Here is a 26,996-nt window from a genome sequence, read left to right as displayed (position 1 = left end):
GCCCTCAGCGCCCATGCCCGGCGAACCTGTCCGCCCAGGCCGGCAGGGCGCCGGGATAGGGCAGGGCGGCGGCGGCATGGACGCCGCGGGCGATGGCGCGGGCCATCACCGCCGTCGCCACCTGGCCCAGCACGGTGAGATTGCCCGCCGGGCGCGCCCCCGTGGCGGCCGCGAAGACCGTGTCGCCGTCATTCGGCCCATGGGCCGGCAGCAGGGCGCGCGCCAGCCCGTCATCCGCCATGACGGCCAGCCGGTGCAGCTGCGCCTTGGTGAGCGTGGCATCGGTGACGATGGCGCCGATGGTCGTGGCCGTGCCGGTGCCGCCCTTCAGCCGTGGCGCCAGCTGGCCCGGGGAGAGGCGCGGCGGCAGGCCCAGCCCGCCGAACTCGTCACCCTGCTCGAAGGGCGCGGCCCAGAACCAGGGGCCGTCGCCCACCAGCGGATTGCCCACCGCGTTCACCGCGACGATGGCGCCGACCCGTGTGCCGTCGGGCGCGAGGGCGCTGGCCGAGCCGAGCCCGCCCTTGACGGTGGCCGTGGTCGCGCCGGTGCCGGCTCCCACCGTGCCCAGCGCGAAGGCGCCGGGCCGCGCCGCGCGCGCCGCCTGGTAGCCCATCTCCAGATAGGGGCTGAGCCGGCCCCAGTCCTTGTCGCCGCCATTGACGAGGTCGAAGAGGATGGCCTGCGGCGCCAGCGGGATGAGGGCGCCGGCGAAGCGCTGGCCACGCCCGGCCTCGCGCAGCGCCGCCTGCACGCCGCCCGCCGCGTCCAGCCCGAAGGTCGAGCCGCCGGAGAGGACGAAGCCGTCCACCCGCTCCATCGAGGCCTCCGTGCTCAGCAGCGCCACGTCGCGCGAGCCGGGCGCGCCGCCGGAGACGCGGGCCGCGGCGACCGCCGGCTCGTCGAACAGGATGGCGGTGACGCCGGAGCCGAGGCGCAGGTCGGTGGCATGGCCGACGCTCACGCCCGGGATGTCGGTCAGCAGGTTCAGGGCGCACATGCGGCGAGGATGCCCGAGGCCACCCGCCCCGCCAAGCCGGCGCGCAGGCCTGCCGGAACCCTGGCTTGAGCGGTTTGCGGCGCGCGGCTTCTTCGCTAAAGCAGGGCGAGCATAGGCCGGAGGATTCATCATGCCGCTCGATCACACCGCACGGGGCGTCTATCCCATCGCGCCCACGCCCTTCGATGCCGGGGGCCGCATCGACTACGCCTCCGTGGACCGCATGACCGACTTCTATCGCGAGGTCGGCAGCACCGGCATGACGGTGCTCGGCGTGATGGGCGAGGCGCCGAAGCTGGACGGCGCCGAGGGGCTGGAACTGGCCACCCGCTTCGTGCGGCGCGCCGAGGGCCTGCCGGTGATCGTCGGTGTCTCCGCGCCCGGCTTCGCGGCGATGCGGGGCCTGGCGCGCGGCGCGATGGATGCCGGCGCCGCCGGGGTGATGATCGCGCCTCCCAACACGCTGCGGACCGACGACCAGATCGTCACCTACTACCGCCAGGCGGTGGAGGCGATCGGCGAGGACGTCCCCTTCGTCATCCAGGACTTCCCCCTGACCTTCTCGGTGGTGATGACGCCCGGCGTGATCCGCCGCATCGTGCAGGACAATCCCTCCTGCGTCATGCTGAAGCACGAGGACTGGCCGGGCCTCGAGAAGATCTCGACGCTGCGGGGCTTCCAGGCGGACGGCTCGATGCGTCCGGTCTCGATCCTCTGCGGCAATGGCGGGATGTTCCTCGACTTCGAGGTGGAGCGCGGCGCCGACGGCGCCATGACCGGCTACGCCTTCCCCGACATGCTGGTCGATCTGGTGCGGCTGCAGGCCGAGGGCCAGCGCAACGCGGCGCATGACCTGTTCGACGCCCACCTGCCGCTGCTGCGCTACGAGCAGCAGCCCGGCGTCGGCCTCGGCATCCGCAAGTACCTGATGGCGCGGCGCGGCATCATCGCCTCCGACGCGCAGCGCAAGCCCGGCGCGCCGATCAGTCCGAAGGCGAAGGCCGAGGTCGAGTATCTCCTGGTCCGCCTCGCCCAGACGGATGCGCGCGCCGGCAAGCTGGTCCCGGTCTGAGCCCAAAGGGGGGCGCGGACACCGTGCCCCCCTGCGCCTGTCACAGCCAAGCCACAGTCCGGGCACATCTCTGCCGCGAGGCGCTGATCCCTTCTGCACGTCGGTTGATCCTGTGTTACGCCTGTCATCACGAAATCGCGAGTGATGCTGGGCGAGCCAGGGCGCCGCCGGACAGGAAGGGGAGCAGGCAATGGTCGCAGGCGCGGACTGGTGGCGTGGCGCGGTTCTCTATCAGGTCTATCCGCGCAGCTTCGCCGACAGCAACGGCGACGGGGTGGGCGACCTGCCGGGCATCACCGCCCGGCTGGACCATATCGCCCGCCTGGGCGTGGACGCGGTCTGGATCTGCCCCTTCTACGCCTCGCCGGGGCGGGATTTCGGCTATGACATCGCCGACCATCTGGCCGTCGATCCGCAGTTCGGCACGCTGGCGGATTTCGACGAGCTGCTGCGCCAGGCCCATGCGCGCGGGCTGAAGGTGCTGCTGGATCTGGTGGGCGGCCATACCTCGGACCAGCATCCCTGGTTCCAGCGCAGCCGCGCGCGCCGCGACGCGCCGGAGGCGGACTGGTATGTCTGGGCCGATCCGAGCCCCGACGGCACCCCGCCCAACAACTGGCTGAGCGTGTTCGGCGGCGCCGCCTGGAGCTGGGAACCGCGACGACGGCAGTACTACCTGCATCACTTCCTCTCCTCCCAGCCCGCCCTCAATCTGGCCAATCCGGCGGCGCTCGAGGCGGTGCTGGCGGTGGGTGAGTTCTGGCTCCGGCGCGGGGTGGACGGCTTCCGTCTCGATGCCATCGACTTCCTGGCGCACGACCCGGCGCTGCGCGGCAACCCCGCCCGGCCCCCCGCCGACGGACAGGTGCCCGCCAAGCTCTTCGGCCTGCAGGAGCACCGGCACGACATGATGGATGCATCCATCATGCCGATCCTGCGCCGCATCCGCGCCCTGACCGACCGCTATCCCGGCACCACGACGCTGGGCGAGGTCTCCAGCCAGGACGGCGCCTTCGCCCGCGTCCGCCGCTACAGCGCGGGCGAGGACCATCTCCACATGGCCTATACGCTGCGCCCGCTGCGCGGCGGCTTCGACCACGCGACGGTGCGCGATCTGCTGCGCGAATCGGCCGGGGAGGGCGAGGAGGGCTGGCCCTGCTGGTCCTTCTCCAACCACGATGTCGAGCGCGCCGTCAGCCGCTGGAATCCCGACCGGCCGGCGGCACCCGATCCGCGCTTCGCCCGGCTGCTCGCCGCGCTGCTGCTGTCCCTGCGCGGCAGTGTCTGCCTCTACCAGGGCGAGGAGCTGGGCCTGACCGAGGCGGAGCTGACCCTGGAGCAGCTCCGCGACCCCTTCGGCCTGTCCTACTGGCCGGAATTCCGTGGCCGCGACGGCAGCCGCACGCCCATGCCCTGGCGGGCGGCGGCGCCGCAGGCCGGCTTCACCACCGGCCAGCCCTGGCTGCCGGTGCCGGCCGGGCACCATGCCCTGGCGGTCGACCGGCAGGAGGCCGAGGAGGGCAGCCTTCTGCGGGTCTGGCGGCGCCTGCTGCGCCTGCGCCGCGCGCATCCGGCGCTGGTGCGCGGCAGCCTGCGGCCGCTCGACCTGCCGCGGCCCCTGGCGGGGCTGGTGCGGGATTATGCCGGGCAGCGCATCCTGGCCCTGTTCAACCTCTCCGGCGAAGCCGCCTCGACGGTGCTGCCGATGCCGGGCGGGGCGAGGATGCTGCCGGAGGCGGCGGGCCTCGGTGGCCGCATCCAGGGCGATACCGCCCTGCTGGCGCCCTTCGGCGTGGTGCTGGCGGAGCTGGAGACCAGCGACCGGACCGTGCCGCGGCGGGCGGCGCGCCTGATCCGCGCCTGAAGGTCGGCTCAGCCCGCGTCGGCTCAGGCGGTCGGTCGCAGCATCTCGAAGAGATGCGTGACCTCGGCATAGTCGCCGCGATAGCCGCAACGGGCGACCGGCTGCGCGGCGGCCGTGTCGAACCGGCCGTCCCGGAGGTACTCCCGGCGGATATGCACGCCCACCACCTGACCGATCGCCATGAAGCCGTCGAGCAGGCGGCCCTCGACATCCCGCAGCTGCAGCACCTGCAGCAGCTTGCATTCCAGCGCCGCCGGGGCGAGGGCGACGCGTGGCGGGGCCACCCGGCTCGAGGGCGCGGCCTCCAGCCCGGCGCGGATCATCTCGTTCTCGCCGGGCGGCAGGGGGGCGCAGGTCTCGTTCATCGCCCCGGCCAGGGCGCGGCTGGCGAAGTTGCAGACGAACTCGCCGGTGGCCTCGACATTGCGGAGGCTGTCCTTGCGGCCCTCGCTACCGAAGGCCACCACCGGCGGATTGGTGTGGAAGCCGTTGAAAAAGCTGTAGGGGGCGAGATTGACCCGGCCCTCGGCATCGACCGTGCTGATCCAGCCGATCGGCCGCGGCGCCAGGATCGCCTTGAATGGGTCGTGCGGCAGGCCGTGGCCCTGGCGCGGGTCGTAGAAGTAGGTGTCGTCCATGGCATCGGCTCCTTCCGGCGGGGTCGTCCGGGCGCAGCAAGCCAGGGGATCGGCGGCCTGTCGAGGACCTCCGCCTTGTCGGGCGGGCCGGCAGGGTGTTTCCTGGCGGCCCCGGCCCCTCGGGCCGACCGCCCCCGGAGACAGGAGCCTTCATGGACCGTCGCAGCCTTCTCGCCGGTGCCGCAGCCACCGCCGTCGCGGCCTCCCTGCCGCGCCCGGCCTTGAGCCAGCCCGCCTCGGCGCGGTTGCTGAGATATGTTCCCCAGGCCGACCTGACGGTCACCGATCCGGTGCTGACCACCGCCTATATCACCCGCACGCACGGGCTGATGATCTACGACCAGCTCTACGGGCTCGACGCGCAGCTGCGCCCGCAGCCGCAGATGGTCGAGGGGCACAGCGTCGAGGAGGACGGGCGCCGCTGGACCTTCCGCCTGCGCGAGGGGCTGCTGTTCCACGATGGCGAGCCGGTGCGCGGCCGCGACTGCGTCGCCTCGATCCGGCGCTGGGCGCAGCGGGATTCGCTCGGCCAGGCGCTGATGGCGCGCACCGACGAGATGTCGGCGCCCGACGACCGCAGCTTCGTCATCCGCCTCAAGCGCCCCTATGGCGCCATGCTCGACACCCTGGCCAAGGTCGGCCCGCCGGCCCTGCTGATCATGCCGGAGCGGCTGGCCAGCGCCGATGCCAGCACCGCCGTCACCGAGATCGTCGGCTCCGGGCCCTTCCGATGGAAGGCGGATGAGCGCGTCGTCGGCGCCCGTGTGGTCTATGAGCGGTTCGATCGCTACCGCCCGCGCGAGGCGGGCACCCCGTCCTGGGCGGCGGGGCCGAAGCGGGTGCATTTCGACCGGGTGGAATGGCACGTCATGCCCGATCCCGGCACCGCCACCTCCGCCCTGACGAATGGCGAGGTGGACTGGTGGGAGAACCCGACCAACGACCTGCTGCCGATCCTGGAGCGCAACCGCAACATCCGCACCCAGGTCTCGACACCGCTCGGCACGCTTGGCACCGGCATCTTCAACCATTTGCATCCGCCCTTCGACAAGCCGGCGGTGCGCCGCGCCGTGCTGGGCGCCATCAACCAGCAGGACTTCATGATCGCCGCCGCCGGGACCGACCCGGCGCTGTGGCGCGCGCCGGTCGGTGTCTTCACGCCCGAGACGCCGATGGCGACGCGCGCTTCGCTCGATGTCTTCGGTACGCCGCCGGGGCTGGAGCGCTCCCGCAAGGCCCTGGCCGAGGGAGGCTACAACGGCGAGCGCGTGGTGCTGATGGCGCCGTCGGACCAGCCGGTGCTGGCCGCGCTGGGCGAGGTCTGCAACGACCTGCTGAAGCGCCTCGGCATGAACGTGCAGTTCGAGGTGATGGACTGGGGCACCCTGGTGCAGCGCCGGGCCAGCAAGGCGCCGCCGGGCCAGGGCGGATGGTCGATGTTCAACACCACCTGGTCCGGGCTCGACATGATCAATCCGGTCGTGACGCAGGTGCTGCGCGCCGGGGGCGCGCGCGGCTATTTCGGCTGGCCCGACATCCCGCGCCTGGAGGAGCTGCGCGAAGCGTGGCTGGAGGCGCCCGACCTCGCCGCGCAGCAGGGCATCGCCAGGGAGATCCAGGCCGTGACGATGCGTGAGGTTCCCTTCCTGCCGCTCGGCCAGTACTTCTACAAGACGGCCTATCGCAGTCATCTGACCGACCTGGTCGAAGGCCTTTTCGTCTTCTGGAACATCCGGCGCGCCTGACCTCGCGCCACAGGAATCCCGCCATGCCCGTACTCGACCATATCCGCCGCTATCAGGATGAGTTGACCGCCATCCGCCAGGATCTGCACCGGCATCCGGAGCTGGGCATGGAGGAGCGGCGCACGGCGGAGATCGTGGCGCGCAAGCTGGAGGAGTATGGCGTCGACGAGGTGCATCGCGGTGTCGGCGGCACCGGCGTGGTCGGCGTGCTGCGGGCGGGGCAGGGGAACCGGGCGGTGGGGCTGCGCGCCGACATGGACGCCCTGCCGATGCAGGAACTGACCGGCCTGCCCTATGCCAGCGAGGCGCCGGGCCGCATGCATGCCTGCGGCCATGACGGCCACACCGCCATGCTGCTGGGTGCCGCGAAGTACCTGGCCGAGACGCGCGACTTCCACGGCACGGTCAACCTGATCTTCCAGCCGGGCGAGGAGGGCTGCGGCGGCGCTCTGGCGATGCTGCAGGACGGGCTGCTGGACCGCTTCCCCTGCGACACCCTCTACGGCATGCACAACGCGACCGGCCTGGATGTCGGCCGCTACGCGATCGGTTCCGGCCCCTTCATGGCGGGCGGCGCCTTCTTCGACATCACCGTGCACGGCAAGGGCTCGCACGGCGCGCGTCCCGAAGCCAGCATCGATCCCGTGCTGACCGCCTGCCATATCGCGACGGCGCTGCAATCCATCGTCGCGCGCAACCTCTCCCCGCGCGACACGGCGGTGGTGAGCGTCACCCGGGTGACGGGTGGCGATGCCTACAACGTGATCCCGCAGAGCGCCGTGCTTTCCGGCACCGCCCGCTTCTTCCGGCAGGAGGTGGCCGAGCAGATCCAGGCCGCGATGCGCCGCGTGGCGGAAGGTGTCGCGACCGGCTTCGGCGCCCGGGCGGAGCTCGACTTCCGGCTGATCTTCGCGCCCCTCAACAACGACCCGGAGGCGACGACGGCGCTGGCCGATGCGGCCGCGGAGCTGGTGGGCGAGGAGGCTGTCAAGCGCGACCGCGACCCGGTGATGGGTTCGGAGGATTTCAGCTTCATGCTGGAGAAGGCGCCGGGCGCCTATATTCATGTCGGCAACGGCCCGGGGGCGGCGGCGCACAATCCGCACTACAACTTCAACGACGAGGCGATCCCCTACGGCGCCTCGCTCTATGCACGGATCGTCGAGCGCAGCCTGCGCGGCTGAGGTGGAGCCCGCGCCGGGCCTTCCATCGGATCGGGTTCCGCCTCAGCGCAGCCCGACGATCCGGAGCGCCTTGTCGAGCAGGCTGGCGGGGCTGAAGCCGTGCACCTCCCACGCCTCGCCGTTGCGATCGACGGCGAAGCGCCGTTGCGGCGGTTCTCCCAGCCCCCAGAAGTCCAGGATGGCGTGGGGCGAGGAGAGCCCGACATCCAGCAGGAAGGGCCCGGCGCTGCCGGCGCGCCTCTCGCCCGTCCCGGCATGCAGCGGCACCCCATGCTCCATGGCGGGGATGCTGTGGATCTCCACCAGCGGGCGGTCCTCCCCCCTGCCCCAGGCGCGGTAGGTCTCGCCCGGTCGCGCCTCCTGGAGGGTGGGGTGCCCGATCTCCAGCCCGTGCAGATCGAGCCACTGCTTCAGCACCTCCTCCGCATTGCCCGGGCGGACCGTGGCATCGGCTTCGCCCTGCCAGACCGAGACACGGGGCCAGGGGCCCTGGTGCCGCGAGGCGGCGCGCACCGAGTCGCCCCGCTCGCCGGCACTGCGTTGCGGTGCCTGGAACATGGCCTCGAAAGCCTGGGGCACCGTGCTGGCCGCACCATAGGGCAGGCCGGCGAGGATCGCCCCGCCCGAGAAGACCTCCGGGTAGGTGGCCAGCATGACCGAGGTCATCGCGCCGCCCGCGGAAAGGCCCGCGATGAAGACCCGCCGCGGATCCAGCCCGTCATGCTCCAGCATCCAGCCGATCATTTGTCGGATGGAGAGGGCCTCCCCCGAATCGCGCCGGGTGTCCTCGGGCTCGAACCAGTTGAAGCAGAGATTGCCGTTGTTCTCCCGCCGCTGCTCCGGCATCAGCAGGCCGAAGCCGACCTGGCCGGCAAGGTCGGACCAGCCGCAGCCGTGGTCGAAGCCGGCCGCGCTCTGGGTGCATCCGTGCAGGGCCACGACCAGGGGCGCGCCGCGGGGCAGGTCCGGCGGCAGGAAGCGCAGCATCCGCAAGGCGCCGGGATTGCCGCCGAAGGCCGTGACCTCGGTGAGACGATCGGCCGTGGCTTCGGTGCCGGCCGGGTCCCGGAGCGGCGCCTCCGAGTTTCCTGTCATCAGCCGGGTCCAGCGTTGCCGCAGCCGTATCATTTCATCCAGGCCATGCAGGACGTCCGGCATCGTCGCTCCCGTGCGGGTGGTGGCGGGTTACATGTGGGGGGCGCGCATCATGTTGCAATGCAGCATACTCCACGCTGAAACCGATGCCTTGGTATTAAACTTCTGCAACAAGGCTCTTTGAGCCGAGGTTGACAGCCGCGGACCAGCGCCGGTTAGCTGCGACGCAGCACAGTCAGGAGGCTTCCATGCCCCAGTCCAGGACCATCCTCACGATCTGCGGCAGCCTGCGGAGCGGGTCCTACAACGCCGCGCTGGCGCGTGCCCTGCCGGCCCTGGCGCCGGAGGGCCTGCGGATCGTCGCCTCGCCCGGCCTGGACGAGATCCCGTCCTACAATGCGGATGTCCAGGGGGCGGGCTTTCCGGCTCCGGTCACCGCCCTGGGCGAGGCGGTGCGCCAGGCCGATGGCGTGATCTTCGTGACGCCGGAATACAACTACTCGGTGCCCGGCGTGCTGAAGAACGCCATAGACTGGCTCTCCCGCCTGCAGCCCGCGCCCTTCGCGGGCAAGCCCGTGGCCATTCAGTCCGCCTCGATGAGCGTGCTCGGCGGGGTGCGGGCGCAGTATCATCTGCGCCAGGTCCTGGTCTTCCTGGACGCGCTGGTGCTCAACAAGCCCGAGATCATGGTGGCCTCGGCCCAGGCGAAGTTCTCCGCCGAGGGAGAGCTGACCGACGCGGCGACGCGGGATTTCGTCAAGGCGCAGCTCGCCGCCTTCGCGGGCTTCGTCGACCGGTTCGGCGGCCGCTAAGCCCCGGGCTGGCTCGGAGCGCGGCAGGGATGGTACAAGGCCGTGGCCGCGCCGGCCCGGCCCGGCCGCCCCGACGCGAGTGAGCCCGATGCGCCCCTTCCGCCCTTTCCGCCCTTCGCGCTCCTGGGCGCTGGCGCTGCTGCTGGCCCTGTCGGCCGCGGCGCATCCCGTCCGCGCCGCCGGGCTGGTCTATGTGCTGAACTCCGGGGACGCCACCATCCAGGTGCTGGATGCCGAGACGCGGGCGGAGCGGCGCCGTATCCCCGTCCTGCGGGAGGTGCACCATCTTTCCCTGACGCCGGACGGCCGGTTGCTGATGGTGGGCGACTCCGGCGCGAACGAGATGCTGTTCATCGATCCGGGCACCGGCGAGGTGCTGCGGCGCGAGGCCCTGTCCAATCCCTATCATCTGGGCTTCAGCCCGGACGGGCAGATCCTGACCATCACCAGCCTGCGCCGCGATCAGGTGGACATCTACCGCTGGACTGGCGAGGCGCTGGAGCTGGTGAAGCGGCTGAACATGCCCGACATGCCGAGCCACCTCGCCTACAGCCCGGACGGCAAGGTGGTCTATGTGACGCTCCAGGGCACCGGCAATATCGCCGCGGTCAGCCTGGAGACGCTGGAGCCGCTCTGGAGCCTGGATGTCGGGCCGGAGCCCGCCGGCATCATCTGGCACAACGGCCGGCTGCTGGTCGGCATCATGGGCAGCGACCACATCGCCGTGATCGATCCCGAGACACGGAGCGTCGAGCGCACCATCACCATCGCGCGGGGTGCCCATGCGCTGTTCCCGGCGCCGAATGGCGGCCCGATCTACGTCACCAGCCGGGTGGACAGCCGCATCACCCTCCTCGATCCGCAGACGCTGGCGGTGACGCGGAGCTGGAAGATCCCGGGTGGGCCGGACTGCATCAGCATCGATCCGCAGGGGCGGCTCTGGGTGACGCTGCGCTGGCAGGGCCGCATCGGCATCGTCGACCCGGAAACCGGCCGGATGGAGACGCAGCGCGTGGGCCGCTCGCCGCATGGCATCCTCTATGCGGGCAGCGGCGGCACGGCGGGCGACAGGCCGGCCGCCCCCACCCCGTGACCCCGCCCGTCATGCCCGGCCGCCGGTCGCTGCTGGCGGCGCTGGGAATGGCCGCCGGCCCCGCCGCCCGCCCCGCCGCCGGACAGTCCCTGGCGCGGCCCGCCCTGCCGCAGTGCCGCGCCGGCACCCTCTACCTGACGATCGACACGGGATGGGGGCGCGAGGCCGAGATGATCGCCGCGGCGATGCGCCGCCACGAGGTCCGTGCCACCCTCTTCCTGGCCCATGAGCCGGATTTTCGCGGCGATCGGACGCTGGGGCCGGGCTGGGCCGGATTCTGGCGGGCGCGGGTCGCCGAGGGCCATGCCTTCGCCAGCCATACCTGGCGCCACTGGTATCTCGGCACCGACCCCGGGCCCGGCCTGGTGCGTTACGCGTCGCGCCGGGGCGAGGGCAGCGAGACGCTGGATCAGGCCGGGTTCTGCGCCGAGCTGGCGCGGCCGATGGATGCGCTGCGCGCCATCGCGCCCGAGGCGCGCATCCTGCCGCTCTGGCGCGCCCCCGGCGGCCGTACCTCCCCCAACGCGCTCCGCCTCGCGGCCGCCTGCGGACTGCGGCACCAGGGGTGGACGGCGCGGGGCTTCCTCGGCGACGAGCTGGACAGCGCCCGCAGCCCGAATGCCGCGCTGCTGGCCCAGGCCCTGAGGCAGATCCGCGACGGCGAGGTCCTGCTGATGCATTGGGGGGTCCGCAGCCGGCGGGAGCCCTTCGGCCAGGTCTTCGAGGATCTGCTGACGGGGCTGCTGGCCCGGGGCTTCTGCTTCGCGCCGCTGCCGCCGCAGGGTATATGACAGCGTCACCGGAGCGAGGGGAGGGCGGGGCATGCTGGATGCGCTGCGGGATGCCTGGGATGGCCTGAACGGCTGGATCTTCGAGACCCTCGTGCAGCCCGCGCTCTATGCCGCGGGCCTGATGGAATGGGCCGAGGACGCCTTCGACTGGATCAACTTCGCCCTCTTCGGCCTGCTCCAGGTGGTGATCATCTACGCGGTCTGTCGCCCGCTGGAGGCCTGGCAACCCGTGGAGCCACGCGCCGACCGCCGCAGCATCCGCACCGATATCCTCTACACCCTGCTGACGCGGCTGGGCCTGCTGCCGCTGATCGCCTTCGTCGCCTTCTCGTCGCTCGGCGCCCGGCTGTCCGGCCTGGTGGCCGAGAGCGGCTGGGTGCCGCCGACGCTGGAGACGCTGTTCCCCATCCTGCGCGAATGGCCGCTGCTGGCGCTCGGCGTCTACATCGTCGTGCTGGACTTCGGGGAGTACTGGCGGCACCGCTTCCAGCACATGTTCGGCTGGTGGTGGGCGCTGCATGCCATCCATCACGCGCAGCGGCAGATGACCTTCTGGACGGATGATCGCAACCACATCCTGGACGACGTGATCGGCGCCGTCTGGTTCGGCGGCATCGCCCTGCTGATCGGCGTGCCGCCGGGGCAGTTTCCCATCGTCGTCGTGGTGCTGCGCTTGGCGGAGGCGATGAGCCACGCCAATGTCCGCCTCTCCTTCGGCCGGGTCGGCGAGCGTCTGCTGGTCTCGCCGCGCTTCCACCGGCTGCATCACGGCGTGCTGGGCTCGGGCGAGTCGGGCAGGAACTTCGCCGTGCTGCTGCCGGTCTGGGACTGGATCTTCGGCACCGCCGACTTCCGGCGCGATGTTTTCCCGCGCACCGGGGACCCGGATCTGCCGGAGGAGATGGCGACGGGCGGATGGCTGCGGCAACAGGCCGTGGGGCTGCGCCGCATGGGCGCGGCGCTGTTCGGCCGGAGCTGACACCCGCCGGGGCAGGCACCTTTGGCCGAGCGGACCCCCTCAGGCGGAAGGTCCCACCCGGTGCTGGCGCAGGATGCGGCCGGTCGCCGCGTCCACCTCCGCCAGGCTGACCTCATAGCCCCAGAGCGAGGCCAGCAGCTCCAGCGTCACCCGTGCGTCGTTCTCCACCAGCAGATGGCCCGACTGGGTGCGGTGCTCCAGCATCAGCCGCCGGTCGCCGCCGAGGTCGACATCCACGACCAGGATCTCGGGCGCCATGCGGCCGATCTCGTAGGTGCCGGCGAGGGAGCGGCGGATCTGGCGATAGCCCTCCTCGTCATGGATGGCATCGACCGTCAGATGCGGGCGGGCATGCTCGTCACGCAGGCGGAACAGCCGGAAGTCGCGGATGACCTTGGGCGAGAGGTACTGCAGCAGGAAGCTCTCGTCCCGGTATTCGGACCAGGCGTGGCGCAGGGTGCCGAAGGGGTCCCGGTTGCCGGCGAAGTCGGGGAACCAGCGCCGGTCCTCCGCCGTCGGCTCGGTACAGATGCGCTCGATGTCGCGCATCACCGCGAAGCCCAGCGCATAGGGATTGAAGCCGCCGAAGCGCGGATCGTCGAAATCCGGCTGCGTCAGCACATTGGCGTGGGAGGACAGGAACTCCAGGAAATGCCCGTCATGGATCCGGCCCTGCTGATGGAACCGGTTCATGATGTAGTAGTGCGTCCAGGTGGCGCAGCCCTCGTTCATCACCTTGGTCTGGCGCTGCGGGTGGAAGTACTGCGAGATCAGCCGGACGATGCGCAGGATCTCCCGCTGCCAGGGCGCCAGGCGGGGGCCGAACTTCTCCAGGAAGTAGAGCAGGCTCTCCTCTGGCAGGCGCAGCCGCCGCTGCCGCTCGGCGACCGGGTCGGCCGCGGCGGGGGCAGCGCCGGTCTGCGGCAGGGTGCGCCAGAGATCGTTGAAGACCCGCTCGTCATGCTCCCGGCGCTCGCGCTCGCGCTTCTCCTCCGCCTTGAGGTCGAGCGGCTTGCCGGCGGTCGGGTGATGCACGCCCTGCGCCGAGAGGGCATGGGCGGCATCCAGGATCCGCTCCACCGCGGCGCGGCCGTGGCGTTCCTCGCAGCGGGCGATGAAGCCGCGGGCGAATTCCAGATAGTCCAGGATGCCGGAGGGATCGGTCCATTCCTGGAACAGCCGGTTGTTCCGGAAGAAGTGGTTGTGGCCGAAGGCGGCGTGGGAGATGACCAGCGCCTGCATCGTGGCGCTGTTCTCCTCCATCAGATAGCTGATGCAGGGCCTGCTGTTGATGACGATCTCATAGGCCAGGCCCTGCAGGCCCTTCCGGTACAGGCCCTCGTGCTGCATGAAACGCTTGCCGAAGGACCAGTGCTGGTACATCAGCGGCATGCCGTTCGAGGCATAGGCATCGAGCATCTGCTCGGCGGTAATGACCTCGATCCGGTTCGGATGGACCGAGAGGCCAAGCTCCTTCTCGGCGATCTCCTCGGCGGCGTCATGAATGCGGCGCAGCGTGCCGAAATCCCAGTCCGCGCCCTCGAACAGCAGCCCATCCCCGCTCATGGCGCGCGCTCCCTCGCCCGGGCCTCGCCGCGCGAGAAGAGGCTGCGGAAGACCGGGAAGATGTCGCGCTGTTCCGAGACGCGGCGCAGCGCCAGCCGCTCGGCCCGCGCCGCCAGCCCGGCATAGCCGCGCCAGAGGTCGCTGGTGCGGTGCAGCAGCGCCTCGGGCGTGCCGATCTCGATATAGGCGTAGTGCTGCACGGCCGGCAGGATCTCGGCCTCCAGCAGGGCGACGGCGTGGCCCGTGTCGCTCGGATGGTTGTCGCCGTCCGAGGCCTGGGCGCCGTAGATATTCCATTCCGTGGCCGGGTAGCGCTCGCGCTGGATACGGATCATCTCCGTCAGCGCCGAGGAGACCACCGTACCGCCGGTGCGCGGATCGTGGAAGAAGGCATCCTCGTCCACCTCCTGCGCCGTCTCGGTGTGGCGGATGAAGACCAGGTCGACGCGCTTGTAGCGCCGCTCCAGGAAGACGTTCAGCAGCAGGAAGAAGCGCTTGGCCATCTCCTTCATCGGCTCGGTCATCGAGCCGGACACGTCCATCAGGCAGAACATCACCGCCTTGGAGGAGGGGCGGGGCACCTGCTCGAAATTGCGGTAGCGGATGTCGATCGGGTCGATGAAGGGCACCCGGCCACGCCGCCGCATCACCTCCTCCAGCTCCAGCCTGGCCGCTTCCAGTCGGGCGGGATCGGCGCCGCTCGCCTCCAGGGTCTCGATCTCCGCCTCCAGCGCCTCCGCCTCAGCCGGCTTTGGGCGGCGCAGCCCGATGCGGCGGGCGAGCGACTGGCGCATGGTGCGGCCGAGGTCGAGCTGGGCCGGATTGCCGGAGACGGTGAAGCCGGCGCGGGACGGGGCGGGCTTCTCCATGTCCTTGATCTGGCGCTTCACCAGATCGGGCAGTTCGAGATCGTCGAAGAACAGGTCGAGGAACTCGTCACGGGTCAGCAGGAAGCGGAAGCTGTCCTCGCCATCGCCCTGGCCGGCGCCGGGACCGCTGCCACCACCCCCGCCGCCGCCGCCCGGCGGGCGGGGGATGCGGTCGCCGGTGGAAAAACTCTTGTTGCCGGGCAGGACATGCTCGCGCGCGCCGCCGCTGAAGACCGTGTGGAAGCCTGGCTCGGCCAGCGTCCTGGCCGGAACGGTCACCGCCTCGCCGCGCCCGTCCTCGCCCTTGCCCGCATCCCGCAGCGAGCGCGCGGCGATAGCCGCCTGGGCCGCGCGGGTCACGGCCGCCTTGGCCCGGTTGAGCACGCGGACCCGGTTCTCGAGGCTCTTGCCGTGGGGGTTGGGCCGTCGGTCGATGATGTCCAAGTCGGACGCCTCCCTCTGGTGGCCTCAGGCCGACTGCTTCACGCGCATGTACCATTCGACCAGGCGGCGGACCTGGCGCTCGGTATAGCCGCGCGCGACCATCCGGCTGACGAATTCGTCATGCTTCCGCTCGGTGTCCCCATCCTTCTTGGAGCCGAAGGAGATCACCGGCAGCAGATCCTCCACCTGGCTGAACATGCGCTTCTCGATCACCTCCCGCAGCTTCTCATAGGAGGTCCAGGACGGGTTGCGGCCGCCATGGTTGGCGCGGGCGCGCAGCGCGAACTTGACCACCTCGTTGCGGAAGTCCTTCGGATTGGCGATCCCGGCGGGCTTCTCGATCTTGGTCAGCTCCTGGTTCAGCAGGTCGCGGCTCATCAGCTGACCGGTGTCGGGGTCCTTGAAGTCCTGGTCCTCGATCCAGGCATCCGCGTAATCCACGTAGCGGTCGAAGAGGTTCTGGCCGTAGTCGTGGTAGCTTTCCAGATAGGCCTTCTGGATCTCGTGACCGATGAACTCGGCGTAGCGCGGCGCCAGCTCGCCCTTGATGAAGGCGAGGTACTGCCGCTCCACATCATCGGGGAACTGCTCGCGCTTCACCGCCTGCTCCAGCACATACATCAGGTGCACCGGATCGGCCGAGACCTCGGAGGGATCGTGGTTGAAGGCGGCCGAGAGCACCTTGAAGGCGAAGCGGGTGGAGATGCCCTCCATGCCCTCGTCCACGCCCGCGGCGTCGCGGTACTCCTGCATGGTACGCGCCTTGGGGTCGGTCTCCTTGATGTTCTCGCCGTCATAGACACGCAGCTTGGCGAAGATGGTGCTGTTCTCGTGCGGCTTCAGGCGCGAGAGGACGGAGAAGCGGGACAGCATCTCCAGCGTGTGCGGGGCGCAGGGCGCGCGGGCCAGCTCGGAGCCGCGGATCAGCTTGTCGTAGATCCGCGCCTCCTCGGTCGCGCGCAGGCAGTACGGCACCTTGACGACGCAGACGCGGTCGATGAAGGCCTCGTTGGTGCGGTTGTTCTTGAAGCTCTGCCACTCGGCCTCGTTGGAATGAGCGAGCACGATGCCGGTGAAGGGAATGGAGCCGATGCTTTCCGTGCCGACGTAGTTGTTCTCCTGCGTCGCCGTCAGCAGCGGGTGCAGCATCTTGATCGGCGCCTTGAACATCTCGACGAATTCGAGGAGCCCCTGATTCGCCCGGTTCAGGCCGCCGGAATAGGCATAGGCGTCCGAGTCGTTCTGGCTGAACTGCTCCAGCTTGCGGATATCGACCTTGCCGACGAGGGAGGAGATGTCCTGGTTGTTCTCGTCGCCAGGCTCGACCTTGGCGATGGCGATCTGCCGCAGGCGGGAGGGGTAGAGCTTGACCACGCGGAAACGCGAGATGTCGCCGTCGAACTCGTCGAGCCGCTTGATCGCCCAGGGCGAGGCGATGCCCGAGAGGCGGCGGCGCGGGATGCCGTAATCGCCCTCCAGCATGGCGCCCATGCGCTCGGGGTCGAAGAGGCCGAGCGGGCTCTCGAAGACCGGGCTGAGCGCGTGGCCGGCCTTCAGCACATAGATCGGCTGCTCCTCCATCAGCGCCTTCAGCCGCTCGCCCAGCGAGGACTTGCCGCCGCCGACCGGGCCGAGCAGGTAGAGGATCTGCTTGCGCTCCTCCAGCCCCTGCGCGGCATGGCGGAAATACGCCACGATACGCTCGATCGTGTCCTCCATGCCGTGGAACTCGCTGAAGGCCGGGTAGAGCCGCATGGTCCGGTTCATGAAGATGCGGCCGAGCCGCGCGTCGCGCGCGGTGTCGACGAGCTGCGGCTCGCCGATGGCCTTCAGCATCCGCTCGGGCGCCGAGGCATAGAGGCTGGGGTCGTCACGGCACGCTTTCAGCCACTCCGCCAGGGACATGTCCTGCTCGCGGCGGTCCGCTTGCAGGGAGGCGTGGAGGCGGAAGAGGTCGTCAGCATGTCCCATTTGTCTCGCTCCTACCTTCGCGGTGGTCCGGGCGGCGGTGGTCTTGATCGCGCCGCCCGTCAGCGTGCTCGTTCAGCGTTTCCGGGAGCCGGGCGGCGACGCCGCCTCGCCTCCGATTCCTCCGGCCTCCGGCCCTGGCATGGCCCTCGCGTCCCGTCTCCGCCGGCGGCGCCTTCGCGCCGGGAGGGGAAGACCCGGGCCGGCTTCCGCAGTGCAGCGTAATCCGCAAATCTGTCATGCTGCACACGAAAAGGTGTAATTCGGCAAAATTCGTTCAACCTGTGCCTTCGGCACCACGCCGGCCGGGCGGCGTACCGAACCCTGGAAAAGAATCTGGGTCGGAAATGGAATGCCGCAAGCGCGCGGCGCCCCTGACCAGCCAATACGGCCTCTTGGGCCGGCCGGCCGGCCGCCATCCTCACCCCTGGCGGGGTGCTCGCGGAATGGGATGTCCGTGCCGCATGAAGCCTTCAATCGCATCACTCGAGAGGCATCCGGCGGTTCGGCGGGATCGCCGGTCCCGCACGGGACGCCATCGGCGGAAAGCGTGCCATGAGATTCCCATGGGCGCGACAGATGTTACATCGTCGTGGCAGAAAGCCGGGACATCATCCCGGAAACGCACGATCGAACGGGAGGAAGGGAGAGAGGATGCAGGAGCAGGACACGCCATTGCTGGTCCGGCGCCAGGGCGCCGTCGTCCGGCTGGTGCTGAACCGTCCGGCGCGGCGCAACGCGCTGAGCGCGGACCTCATCGCCCGGCTGCGCGAGGCGCTGGAGTCGCTGCGGCGGGATGCGGGCGCGCGCATCGTCGTGGTCAGCGGCGCGGGTGGCCATTTCTGCGCCGGGCTGGATCTGGGCGAGGTGGGGGCGGCGGAGGCCACCGACGCCAAGCTGGCGGCGCAGCTCGAACGCAACCGCAGCATCGGCGCCTGCTTCGAGGCGCTCGCCGCCCTGCCGCAGGTGGTCATCGCCCAGGTGGAAGGCTCGGTCTATGCGGGAGGCCTGGGCTTCGTCTGCGCCGCCGACATCGCCCTGGCCGACGCCTCCGCCCGCTTCGCCGCGCCCGAGGTGCGGCGTGGCCTGGTGCCGGGACAGATCCTGCCCTGGCTGGTGCGCCGCATGGGCCGGAGCGCCGCCACGCGCCTGGTGTTGCAGGCGGGCGTCCTCGATGCCGGCGCCGCGGCGCGGGCGGGGCTGGTGCATGAGGCGGTAGAGGATGCCGCCGCGCTCGACCGGCGCGTGGCCGAGGTGATCGCGGAGCTGCTGCAGGGCGCGCCCGGGGCGCTGGCGGAGACCAAGCGGCTGATCGCCGCCCTGGGCCCGGTCTCCCCCCCGGCCTATGCGGAGACCGCGGCGCAGGCCTTCGCCCGCGCCGCGGCCGGGGAGGCCGAGGAGGGCATCGCCGCCTTCCGCGAGAAGCGCCCGCCCGCCTGGACGCGGGGCTGAGCCGCGGCGGCAGCGGGGGAGGGACGGTTTGCCGGCCACCGGCCGCCCCTATATCGCGTCGCACAATGCCCCTGCTCCCCGCTCCCGGCTCCGAGACGCTCATGCCCTGTCCATCGCCACACCTGCCGCGACCGGCGCGGCGGCACGCCTTCCCGACGGACGGCGCCGCGCGGCGGCCGACGTGACGGCGAGCGGTCAGGAGAGGGCCGAGGCGCGCCTCGGCCAGGGGATGGACGGCGCCATGGTCCTGGTCTTCGCCCTGGCCTGCGGCGCCATGGTGGCCAACCTCTACTACGCCCAGGCGCTGATCGGGCTGATCGGTCCGGCCCTGAGGCTGCCCGACAGCCTCGCCGGCCTCACCGTCACCGTGACGCAGCTGGGCTATGGCGCCGGGCTGCTCCTGCTGGCCTCGCTCGGCGACCTGGTGGAGAATCGCCGGCTGATCCTGCTCACCGTGGGCGGCACCGGCCTGGGGCTGGCGGGCATCGCCGTATCGGGCTCGGCCGCCGGTTTCCTCGCCGCCTCCTTCGTGGTGGGCTTCTGCGCCGTGGGCGCGCAGGTGCTGATCCCGCTCGCCGCGCACCTCGCCGAGGAGCGGAACCGGGGCCGGGTCATCGGCAATATCATGGGCGGGCTGATCGGCGGCATCATGCTGGCCCGGCCGGCGGCCAATATGGCGGCGGCCGGCTTCGGCTGGCGCGCCATCTTCTGGTTCTCGGCCGGACTGATGCTGGTGATCCTGGCGATGCTCTGGCGCATCCTGCCGCGTCGGTCTCCGCGCAGCGGCCTGCACTATGGCCAGATCCTGGTCTCGACGCTGCATCTGCTGGCCCGGCAGCGGGTGCTGCAGCGCCGGGCCGCCTATCAGGGCCTGGTCTTCGCCATGTTCAACCTGTTCTGGACGGCCGTGCCGCTGCTCCTGGCCGGGCGCTTCGGCCTGGACCAGCGCGGCATCGCCCTCTTCGCCCTGGCCGGGGCGGGGGGCGCGCTCGCCGCGCCACTGGCCGGGCGGCTGGCCGACCGGGGCCTGGTCTGGCAGGCCACCGGCCTCGCCCTGCTGGGGCTGCTGCTGGGCTTCCTGGCCGCCGGCTGGATGGCGGCGGCCGGCTGGCTGCTGGGCCTGGCCGTCGTCGCCGTGCTGCTCGATGCCGCGACCCAGACCAATCAGGTGGCCGGCCAGCGGGTGATCTACAGCCTGGCCGCCGAGGCGCGGAGCCGGCTGAACGCCGGCTACATGACGGTGGTGTTCCTTTGCGGCGCGGCGGGCTCCTGGCTCGGCGCCTTCACCTTCACCCATGGCGGCTGGTGGGCGACCGTGCTGACCGGTGCCGGCCTTGCCGTGATGGCGCTGCTGATCTTCGCCACGGAGCGGCGGCCCCGGTAGCGGGGCCCGGTAGCGAGAGCCCGGTAGCGGGGCCCCGGCTTCCGGGCGCCCTTTCCCGCGGGCGCGATCCGCGTCAGCATGGCGGCGGCGTCCTCCGCCCGGCGGGCCTGGCCCACGGGACCGGCACGACTGCCACACCCGGCCGCGACGGCGCGGCCCCCCAAGGATTGCGCGCGATGGGCGATACCCCCAGGATCATGCTGCTGACCGGCGCCAGCCGCGGCATCGGCCATGCCACGGTCAAGCGGTTCCAGAGCGAGGGCTGGCGCATCCTCAGCGTCTCGCGGCAGCCCTTCTCGGAGGAATGTCGCTGGCCGGGCGCGCGCTGGGGCCATATCCAGGCCGACCTGTCCAACCCCGACCAGGTGCAGGCGCTGATCGCCGAGGTGCGCGAGCGCCTGCCGGGCGGCCGGCTGCATGCCCTGGTCAACAATGCCGGCATTTCCCCCAAGGGGCCGGGCGGCGCGCGGCTTGGCGCGCTGGACAGCGACCATGCCGTCTGGACCTCGGTCTTCAACGTCAACCTCTTCTCCACCGCCGCCCTGGCCCGCGGGCTCTTCCCGGAGCTGAAGGCGGCCGGTGGCAGCATCGTCAACGTCACCTCCATCGTCGGCTCCCGCGTGCATCCCTTCGCCGGCGCGGCCTATGCCTGCTCGAAGGCGGCGCTGGCGGCGCTGACGCGGGAGATGGCGCATGAATTCGGCGCCCATGGCATCCGGGTGAACGCCATCGCGCCCGGCGAGATCGACACCGCGATCCTTTCCCCGGGCACCGAGGAGATCGTCGAGCGGCAGATCCCGATGCGCCGCCTCGGCCGGGCGGAGGAGGTGGCCGAGACCATCCTCTTCCTCTGCTCCGCCGCCTCCTCCTACGTGAACGGGGCGGAGATCCACATCAACGGCGGCCAGCACGTCTGAGCCACGCAGGCGGAAGGTCGCGCATGCTCAAGGGACTCCATCCCTATCTGACGCCGGAGCTGCTGCGGGTCCTGGCCGCCATGGGCCATGGCGACACGCTGGTCCTGGCCGACGCCAACTTCCCCGCCGCCGCCCGGGCGCGCCGCCTGCTGCGCTTCCCCGGCCTCGAGGCCGATGCCGTGCTGCGCGCCATCCTGACCGTCCTGCCGATCGACGACTTCATCGACGACCCGGTGCGGGTCATGGCCGTGGTGGGCGATCCGGCGGCGCGGCCCGAGGCGGTCCAGGCCTTCGCCGCCGTCCTGGCCGAGGCCGGCGCGCCGCCGCCCGTGGCCATCGAGCGCTTCGCCTTCTACGAGCAGGCGGGCGCGGCCTTCGCCATCCTGCAGACCGGCGAGCGGCGGCTCTACGGCAACATCCTGCTGACCAAGGGCGTCATCGCGCCATGAGCGGCTGGGTCGATGCCCACCACCATGTCTGGCGCCTGTCGCGCGGCGGCTATGGCTGGCTGCGGCCCGAGCTGCCGATCCATCGCGACTACGGGCTGGAGGATCTGCGGCCTCAGCTCGGCCCCGTCGACACCACCGTGCTGGTCCAGGCCGATGCCACCGAGGCCGAGACCGCCTTCCTGCTGGAGGTGGCGCGCGGCTCCGGCGGGCTGGTGCGCGGCGTGGTGGGCTGGACCGACCTTGCCGCGCCCGGGGCGCCGGCGCGCATCGCCGCCCTGGCCGCCGATCCGTGGCTGAAAGGGCTGCGGCCGATGCTGCAGGACCTCCCAGAGGCCGACTGGATCCTGCGGCCGGAGGTGCGGCCCGGGCTGGAGGCGATGGCGCGGCACGGGCTGCGCCTGGACCTGCTGTTGCGCGCCGACCAGCTCGGCCTCGTGCCGGTCCTGGCACGGCGCCACCCGGATCTGCCGATGGTGATCGACCATGGCGCCAAGCCACCGATCCGCGAGGGATGCTGGCATCCCTGGGCCAGCCGGCTGGCCGCCGCCGCCGCCATGCCCTCGGTCCATTGCAAGCTCTCCGGGCTGGTGACCGAGGCCGCGCCGGCCTGGACGGAGCAGGAGCTGGAGCCCTGGGCCCGGCATATGCTGGCCTGCTTCGGGCCGGAGCGGATGATCTGGGGCAGCGACTGGCCGGTGCTGGAACTGGCGGGGAGCTATCCCGCCTGGCAGGACGTCACCTCCAGGCTGCTGGCGCGATGCACCGGGGCCGAGCGCGCCGCCGTGCTGGGCGGCAACGCGCGCCGCTTCTACGGCCTGGGCTGACACGGCCGGGCCGTGTGGCCGGCGAGGTCCCCCCTCTGGCCAGCCGGCCCGATCCGGCCCACCCTGCGCGCTCCCGCCCCGCCGATGGAGGCCCCGCGCCGCGCCATGACCGCTCCCGCTTCCCCTGCCCCGGTCGCCCTGCCTGAACTGCTGCGGCTGGGTGCCGTGCCCCTGGCACGGATGATCCGCGCGCGCGAGATCTCCGCGGTCGAGCTGATGCGCGCCTGCCTCGGCCATGTCGCGGCGGTGAACCCGGTCTGCAACGCCATCGTCTCGCTGCGCCCGGAAGAGGAGCTGCTGGCCGAGGCCGAGGCGGCCGACCGTGCCGTGGCGGCGGGGACGGCGGTGGGGCCGCTGCACGGCCTGCCGCAGGCGATCAAGGACCTGGCGGCCACCCGCGGGCTGCGGACCACCCTGGGCTCGCCGCTCTACCGCGACCAGGTGCCCCAGCAGGACGCCATCTTCGTCGCGCGCATGCGGGCCGCCGGCGCGATCCTCATCGGCAAGACCAACGTGCCGGAGTTCGGCTACGGCTCCAACACCTACAATCCGGTCTTCGGCGTGACGCGCAACGCCTACGACCCCTCGCGCATCGCCGGCGGCTCGAGCGGCGGCGCCGCGGTGGCCCTGGCCCTGCGCATGCTCCCGGTGGCCGATGGCAGCGACATGGGCGGCTCCCTCCGCAACCCGGCCGCCTACAACAACGTCTTCGGCTTCCGTCCCTCGCAGGGCCGCGTGCCGGCCGAGAATGCCGACCCGTTCTACACCCAGATGTCCACCGACGGGCCGATGGCGCGCAGCATCGCGGATCTCGCCATGCTGCTCTCGGTGCAGGCGGGGCGCGACGAGCGCGTGCCGCTCTCGCTGGAGGATCCCGGCTTCCGCTTCGAGGACCGGCTGGACTTCGACCCCGCCGGCCGCCGCCTCGCCTGGCTGGGCGATCTCGGCGGCCACCTGCCGTTCGAGGCGGGCATCCTCGAGCTCTGCGAGCGGGCCTGCGCGCGCTTCACGGCGCTCGGCGCCAGGGTCGAGGCGGCCCGGCCCGACTTCGACCCGGAGCGGCTGTGGCGCGCCTGGGTGGTGCTGCGCCAGCACAGCATCGGCGGCAAGCAGCGCGGCCTGATCGAGGACCCAGCGACGCGCGACCTGGTGAAGCCGGAGGCACGCTGGGAGATCGAGGGAAGCCTGCGCCTGTCCGCGAACGACGTCTACGACGCCGGCGTGGCGCGCGGCGCCTGGTACCAGGCGCTGCAGGCCCTGTTCCACCACCATGATTTCCTGCTGCTGCCGACGGCCCAGGTCTGGCCCTTCGATGCCGGGGAGCACTGGCCGAAGGCCATCGCGGGCCGCGCCATGGACAGCTATCACCGCTGGATGGAAGTGGTGGTCGGCGCCACCATGGCCGGCTGCCCCGCGATCAGCGTGCCTGCCGGCTTCTCGCCCGAGGGCCTGCCGATGGGCCTGCAGATCATCGGCCGGCCGCGCGACGATCTCGGCGTGCTGCGGATGGCGGCGGCCTATGAGACGCTCTGCCCCGAGCTGACCCGCCTGCCGCCGATGATCGCCGGATGAGCGTCCGGCGGGGGAGGGGCCTGCCGGTTCCTTGTGCCGCGGCGCCGAACGTGCTGGAAACGCTGGAAAGCCTTCCCCGAAGCCTCGGCCAGGAGCGGAACCGATGAACAGCCCGACCCCGACCGGACGCCCTTCCCCCGAGCCCCGCGCGCCGGCGGATGCGATGCCGCGGCTGGTCGGCGACATCGGCGGCACCAATGCCCGCTTCGCGCTCTGCGGCCCGGATGGACAGGTGCGGGAGGAGCGCAAGCTGCCGGTCGCCGACCATCCTGGGCTGATCGAGGCGGCCGAGGCCTATCTGGCGGGGCGCAAGGTGCGGGATGCCGTCTTCGCCGTGGCGACGCCGGTGCTGGGCGATACCGTCGCCTTCACCAACAGCGCCTGGCGTTTCTCGATCCGCGCGGCGCGGGAGCGGCTCGGCCTGCGCGACCTCGCCGTCATCAACGACTTCGTCGCCCAGGCCACCGCCATCCCGGCGCTCGGCGGCGAGGATCTCCGCGCGCTGAAGCCGGGCGAGGCGAAGGCCGGGCGGCCGAGGCTGGTGATCGGCCCCGGCACCGGCCTCGGCGTCGCCTTCCTGCTGCCCGACGGCCCGGCCTCCGGTGGCCGGGGATGGCGCGTGGCGCCGAGCGAGGCGGGCCACGCCTCCTTCGCGCCGCAGGACGCGCTGCAGGCCGAGCTGCTGCGGCGGCTGCGGGAGATCCATGGCGGCCATGTCTCGGCCGAGCGGCTGGTCTCCGGGCCCGGCCTGTTGCAGACGGCGCGGTCATTGGCGGAGATCCGCGGCGCCGCCATCCGCTACGAGACGCCGCGCGATGTCTCGGACCGCGCCGCCGCCGGCGACTGTCCGACCTCGGCCGAGGCGGTGCGGCTGTTCTGCTTCCTGCTGGGCTCGGTGGCCGGCAACTACGCTCTGACCCTGCTGACCGAGGGCGGCGTGCATGTCACGGGCGGGCTCTGCCGCAACCTCGGCCCCCTGCTCGACAGGGAGGAGCTGATCCGCGGCTTCACCGCGAAGGGTCGTTTCTCGGGCTATCTGGAAACCATCCCGATCGGGCAGGTGTTGCGCCCGCATACCGGGCTGCTGGGCGCCGCCCTGCATCGCCACGTCTAGATCAGGGAGCGCGCCGATGCCGGGCAGCGAGACCGGAGGCGAGGAGAAGGGGGTCCGCCTCGTCTTCGACGGGCACGCCATCGAGGCACGGGCGGGCCTTTCCCTGCTGCAGGCCTGGATCGGCGCCGGGCTGCCCCTGACGGAGAATGTCGGCTGCCTCGGCCAGGGCGTCTGCGGCGCGTGCCGGGTGCTGGTGCGGCGGACGGGCGAGCGCATCGCCGGCACCGCCCTGGCCTGCGAGGTGGTGGCCGAGGAGGGGATGCAGGTCGCCTTCATCGATCATTTCCCGGCCCGGCGGCCGCATGCCTACGACCTCGAGGCGCTGGGCGACAGCTGGTCCATCCCCGAGCAGATCGATCGCGTCTTTCCCGAGGCGCGGCACTGCCGCCATTGCAGCGGCTGCGACCGCGCCTGCCCCAAGGGGATCGAGGTGCAGCGGATGGTCAACCTGGCCGCCGAGGGCCAGGTCTTCGCGGCGGCCGGGCTCTTCGACCACTGCGTCATGTGCAACCTCTGCGTCGCCGCCTGCCCGGAGCATATCGACCCCGCGCATCTCGGCCAGTTCGCCCGCCGGATGAGCGCCGCCCTGACCCTGCGCCCGGCCGACCTGATGCAGCGGCTGCACGAGATCGAGGGCGGCGGCCAGCGGATCGACCCGGACGCGCCCGGGGCCCAGCCACCCGCAGCCCCGCCGACATGAGCGGCGGCCTGCCCTATGACGAGGCGATGCGGGCCTGGGCCGCCGCGGCCCCGGCGCCGGAGCGGGCCTGCCCCCTCGCCGTGCCGGAACTGCTGAAGGGCTTCCATCCCGATCATCGCCCCGGCGGGCTGGTGCCGCTGCGCGCCGGTCCGGATGCCGGGGCGACCGTGCCGCCCGAGCTGGCCGCGCTGCTCGAGGCGGATTCCCTGCTGGAGGACATCGACATCGCCGGGGCGCCGATCCTCGATGCCGACGTGCTGGTGCTCGGCGGCGGCGGGGCCGGGTGCGTCGCCGCGCTGACGGCGGCGCGGGCCGGCGCGCGGGTGCTGCTGGCCACCAAGCTCCGCATGGGCGATGGCAACACAGTGATGGCCGAGGGCGGCATCCAGGCGGCCGTGGGCGCCGAGGACAGTCTGCAGCGGCATTTCGAGGATACGCTGCGCGCCGGCCATTTCGCCGCCGACCGGGCGCTGGTCGCGGCCCTGGTGGGCGACGGGCCGGATTGCATCCGCTGGCTGATCCGCCAGGGCATGGGCTTCGACCTGACCGACGAGCGGCAGCGCATGGGCGGCACGCTGCTGCGCCGGAAGCCCGGCGGCGCCACGGCGGCGCGGCTGCTCTCCTACCGCGACTTCACCGGGCTCGAGATGATGCGGGCGCTGCGCGAGGCGGTGCTGCTGACCCCCGGCATCGCCCTGCTGGACCGCCATCCGGCGCTGGAGCTGCTGACCGACGACCGGGGCCGCTGCGGCGGCGCCGTCCTGCAGGATCTGGAGCAGGGGCGGCTGGTGCTGGCCCGCGCCGGCGCCACCATCCTGGCCACGGGCGGCGCCGGCCGGCTGCATCTCGCCGGCTTCCCGACCTCCAACCACTATGGCGCCACGGCGGACGGGCTGGTGCTCGCCTATCGCGCCGGGGCGCGCCTGCGCGAGGCGGACAGCTTCCAGTTCCACCCGACCGGCATCGCCTGGCCGCCGCACATGGAGGGCGCCCTGGTCAGCGAGGCGGCGCGCTCGGCGGGGGCGCGGCTGGTGAATGCGCGGGGCGAGCGTTTCGTCGCCGAGCTGGCGCCGCGCGACGTGGTGGCTTCCGCCATGCTGCGCGAACTGGCCGAGGGGCGCGGCGTCGTGCGCGACGGCCGGCACGGCCTCTTCCTCGATACGCCCAGCCTGGAGCGGGAGCAGCCGGGCATCCTAAGCCAGCGCCTGCTGACCCTGTCGCACCTCGCGCGTCGCGCCGGCTTCGATCCGGCGCGAGAGCCGTTCCTGGTGCGGCCGACGCTGCACTACCAGAATGGTGGCGTGGCGATCGACAGCGCCGGCCGGACCGCCCTGCCGGGCCTGCTGGCGGCGGGCGAGGTGACGGGCGGGCTGCATGGCCGCAACCGCATGATGGGCAATGCGCTGCTGGAGCTGGTCGCCTTCGGGCGCCGCGCCGGGGCGGCGGCCGCCGCCGGGGCGCCGG

General features: G+C 71.9%; 23 protein-coding genes. 17 read left to right on the top strand and 6 right to left on the bottom strand.

All coding sequences use genetic code 11. The features are described 5' to 3' along the window. Window positions 1-4: 4 nt before the first annotated feature. Complete coding sequence (locus ACVMLK_RS07385) at window positions 5-1,000, bottom strand: P1 family peptidase (RefSeq protein ID WP_198366773.1); 996 nt, start codon at window positions 998-1,000, stop codon at window positions 5-7. A gap of 130 nt (window positions 1,001-1,130) precedes the next feature. Here ACVMLK_RS07385 and ACVMLK_RS07380 point away from each other — a divergent pair, with 130 nt between their 5' ends. Both ACVMLK_RS07380 and ACVMLK_RS07375 read left to right on the top strand, forming a co-directional pair. Continuing rightward, window positions 1,131-2,072 (top strand): dihydrodipicolinate synthase family protein, encoded by a 942-nt coding sequence (locus ACVMLK_RS07380; RefSeq protein WP_457486025.1) that lies wholly within the window; start codon window positions 1,131-1,133, stop codon window positions 2,070-2,072. 190 nt (window positions 2,073-2,262) lie between these two features. Beyond that, window positions 2,263-3,936 carry an alpha-amylase family glycosyl hydrolase gene (locus ACVMLK_RS07375; protein WP_457486024.1) on the top strand — a complete coding sequence of 558 codons (1,674 nt, stop codon included), beginning with the start codon at window positions 2,263-2,265 and terminating at the stop codon, window positions 3,934-3,936. Between the two features lie 23 nt (window positions 3,937-3,959). Here ACVMLK_RS07375 and ACVMLK_RS07370 read toward each other — a convergent pair whose 3' ends face one another. Next, window positions 3,960-4,574 carry a flavin reductase family protein gene (locus tag ACVMLK_RS07370; RefSeq protein WP_422924952.1) on the bottom strand — a complete coding sequence of 205 codons (615 nt, stop codon included), beginning with the start codon at window positions 4,572-4,574 and terminating at the stop codon, window positions 3,960-3,962. A gap of 152 nt (window positions 4,575-4,726) precedes the next feature. Between ACVMLK_RS07370 and ACVMLK_RS07365 the strand changes: the two genes are divergently transcribed. Continuing rightward, complete coding sequence (locus ACVMLK_RS07365) at window positions 4,727-6,319, top strand: ABC transporter substrate-binding protein (RefSeq protein WP_457486023.1); 1,593 nt, start codon at window positions 4,727-4,729, stop codon at window positions 6,317-6,319. Window positions 6,320-6,342: 23 nt separating this feature from the next. Then, the gene (locus ACVMLK_RS07360) at window positions 6,343-7,503 is read left to right on the top strand and encodes a M20 aminoacylase family protein (RefSeq protein WP_198366768.1); all 1,161 of its coding nucleotides are present in this window, start codon (window positions 6,343-6,345) and stop codon (window positions 7,501-7,503) included. 42 nt (window positions 7,504-7,545) lie between these two features. Here ACVMLK_RS07360 and ACVMLK_RS07355 read toward each other — a convergent pair whose 3' ends face one another. Next, window positions 7,546-8,661 carry an extracellular catalytic domain type 1 short-chain-length polyhydroxyalkanoate depolymerase gene (locus ACVMLK_RS07355; protein ID WP_457486022.1) on the bottom strand — a complete coding sequence of 372 codons (1,116 nt, stop codon included), beginning with the start codon at window positions 8,659-8,661 and terminating at the stop codon, window positions 7,546-7,548. 185 nt (window positions 8,662-8,846) lie between these two features. Here ACVMLK_RS07355 and ACVMLK_RS07350 point away from each other — a divergent pair, with 185 nt between their 5' ends. From ACVMLK_RS07350 to ACVMLK_RS07335, 4 genes are all read left to right on the top strand, one after another. Next, window positions 8,847-9,410, top strand: coding sequence for an NADPH-dependent FMN reductase (locus tag ACVMLK_RS07350; RefSeq protein WP_198366766.1), 564 nt, complete (start codon window positions 8,847-8,849; stop codon window positions 9,408-9,410). 88 nt (window positions 9,411-9,498) lie between these two features. Next, window positions 9,499-10,503 carry a YncE family protein gene (locus ACVMLK_RS07345; protein ID WP_422924945.1) on the top strand — a complete coding sequence of 335 codons (1,005 nt, stop codon included), beginning with the start codon at window positions 9,499-9,501 and terminating at the stop codon, window positions 10,501-10,503. Further along, window positions 10,500-11,294 (top strand): polysaccharide deacetylase family protein, encoded by a 795-nt coding sequence (locus ACVMLK_RS07340; protein ID WP_457486021.1) that lies wholly within the window; start codon window positions 10,500-10,502, stop codon window positions 11,292-11,294. The genes ACVMLK_RS07345 and ACVMLK_RS07340 overlap by 4 nt, the downstream gene beginning before the upstream one ends. A 31-nt stretch (window positions 11,295-11,325) precedes the next feature. Next, entirely contained in the window at window positions 11,326-12,273 is a 948-nt protein-coding gene (locus tag ACVMLK_RS07335; RefSeq protein ID WP_198366763.1) for a sterol desaturase family protein, read from the top strand. Window positions 12,274-12,312: 39 nt separating this feature from the next. On the opposite strand, the gene ACVMLK_RS07330 is transcribed toward ACVMLK_RS07335, so the two are convergent. The 3 genes from ACVMLK_RS07330 to ACVMLK_RS07320 are packed head-to-tail and all read right to left on the bottom strand — an operon-like array spanning window position 12,313 to window position 17,123. Next, window positions 12,313-13,839 carry a SpoVR family protein gene (locus ACVMLK_RS07330; RefSeq protein WP_198366762.1) on the bottom strand — a complete coding sequence of 509 codons (1,527 nt, stop codon included), beginning with the start codon at window positions 13,837-13,839 and terminating at the stop codon, window positions 12,313-12,315. Continuing rightward, a complete protein-coding gene (locus ACVMLK_RS07325; protein ID WP_457486020.1) occupies window positions 13,836-15,152 on the bottom strand; it encodes a YeaH/YhbH family protein in 1,317 nt (438 codons plus the stop codon). The genes ACVMLK_RS07330 and ACVMLK_RS07325 overlap by 4 nt, the downstream gene beginning before the upstream one ends. Window positions 15,153-15,176: 24 nt before the next feature. After that, window positions 15,177-17,123, bottom strand: a complete 1,947-nt coding sequence (locus ACVMLK_RS07320; RefSeq protein ID WP_198366760.1) for a PrkA family serine protein kinase — start codon at window positions 17,121-17,123, stop codon at window positions 15,177-15,179. Between the two features lie 651 nt (window positions 17,124-17,774). On the opposite strand from ACVMLK_RS07320, the gene ACVMLK_RS07315 reads away from it, so the two are divergent. From ACVMLK_RS07315 to ACVMLK_RS07275, 9 genes are all read left to right on the top strand, one after another. After that, window positions 17,775-18,572, top strand: coding sequence for an enoyl-CoA hydratase-related protein (locus ACVMLK_RS07315; protein ID WP_422924936.1), 798 nt, complete (start codon window positions 17,775-17,777; stop codon window positions 18,570-18,572). Between the two features lie 181 nt (window positions 18,573-18,753). Next, complete coding sequence (locus ACVMLK_RS07310; RefSeq protein ID WP_370592005.1) at window positions 18,754-19,956, top strand: MFS transporter; 1,203 nt, start codon at window positions 18,754-18,756, stop codon at window positions 19,954-19,956. A 176-nt stretch (window positions 19,957-20,132) separates the two neighbouring features. After that, on the top strand, window positions 20,133-20,873 hold the full coding sequence (locus ACVMLK_RS07305) for an SDR family NAD(P)-dependent oxidoreductase (protein WP_198366758.1): 741 nt from the start codon (window positions 20,133-20,135) through the stop codon (window positions 20,871-20,873). Window positions 20,874-20,896: 23 nt separating this feature from the next. Next, complete coding sequence (locus ACVMLK_RS07300; RefSeq protein ID WP_198366757.1) at window positions 20,897-21,322, top strand: RbsD/FucU family protein; 426 nt, start codon at window positions 20,897-20,899, stop codon at window positions 21,320-21,322. After that, complete coding sequence (locus tag ACVMLK_RS07295) at window positions 21,319-22,146, top strand: amidohydrolase family protein (RefSeq protein ID WP_457486019.1); 828 nt, start codon at window positions 21,319-21,321, stop codon at window positions 22,144-22,146. The genes ACVMLK_RS07300 and ACVMLK_RS07295 overlap by 4 nt, the downstream gene beginning before the upstream one ends. 105 nt (window positions 22,147-22,251) lie before the next feature. Next, window positions 22,252-23,718: an amidase gene (locus tag ACVMLK_RS07290; RefSeq protein WP_457486018.1), complete on the top strand. Its 1,467-nt coding sequence runs from the start codon at window positions 22,252-22,254 to the stop codon at window positions 23,716-23,718. 103 nt (window positions 23,719-23,821) lie between these two features. Then, window positions 23,822-24,832, top strand: a complete 1,011-nt coding sequence (glk, locus tag ACVMLK_RS07285) for a glucokinase (RefSeq protein WP_457486017.1) — start codon at window positions 23,822-23,824, stop codon at window positions 24,830-24,832. 16 nt (window positions 24,833-24,848) lie between these two features. Continuing rightward, a complete protein-coding gene (locus tag ACVMLK_RS07280; protein WP_457486016.1) occupies window positions 24,849-25,532 on the top strand; it encodes a 4Fe-4S dicluster domain-containing protein in 684 nt (227 codons plus the stop codon). After that, on the top strand, window positions 25,529-26,996 hold a 1,468-nt coding region (locus ACVMLK_RS07275), incomplete at its 3' end, for an FAD-binding protein (protein ID WP_457486015.1). The genes ACVMLK_RS07280 and ACVMLK_RS07275, both read left to right, overlap by 4 nt.

It is taken from the genome of Teichococcus aerofrigidensis, assembly GCF_054073225.1.
The sequence above is the reverse complement of the archived record's forward strand: the minus strand, read 5'-3'. Positions and strand labels throughout refer to the sequence as shown.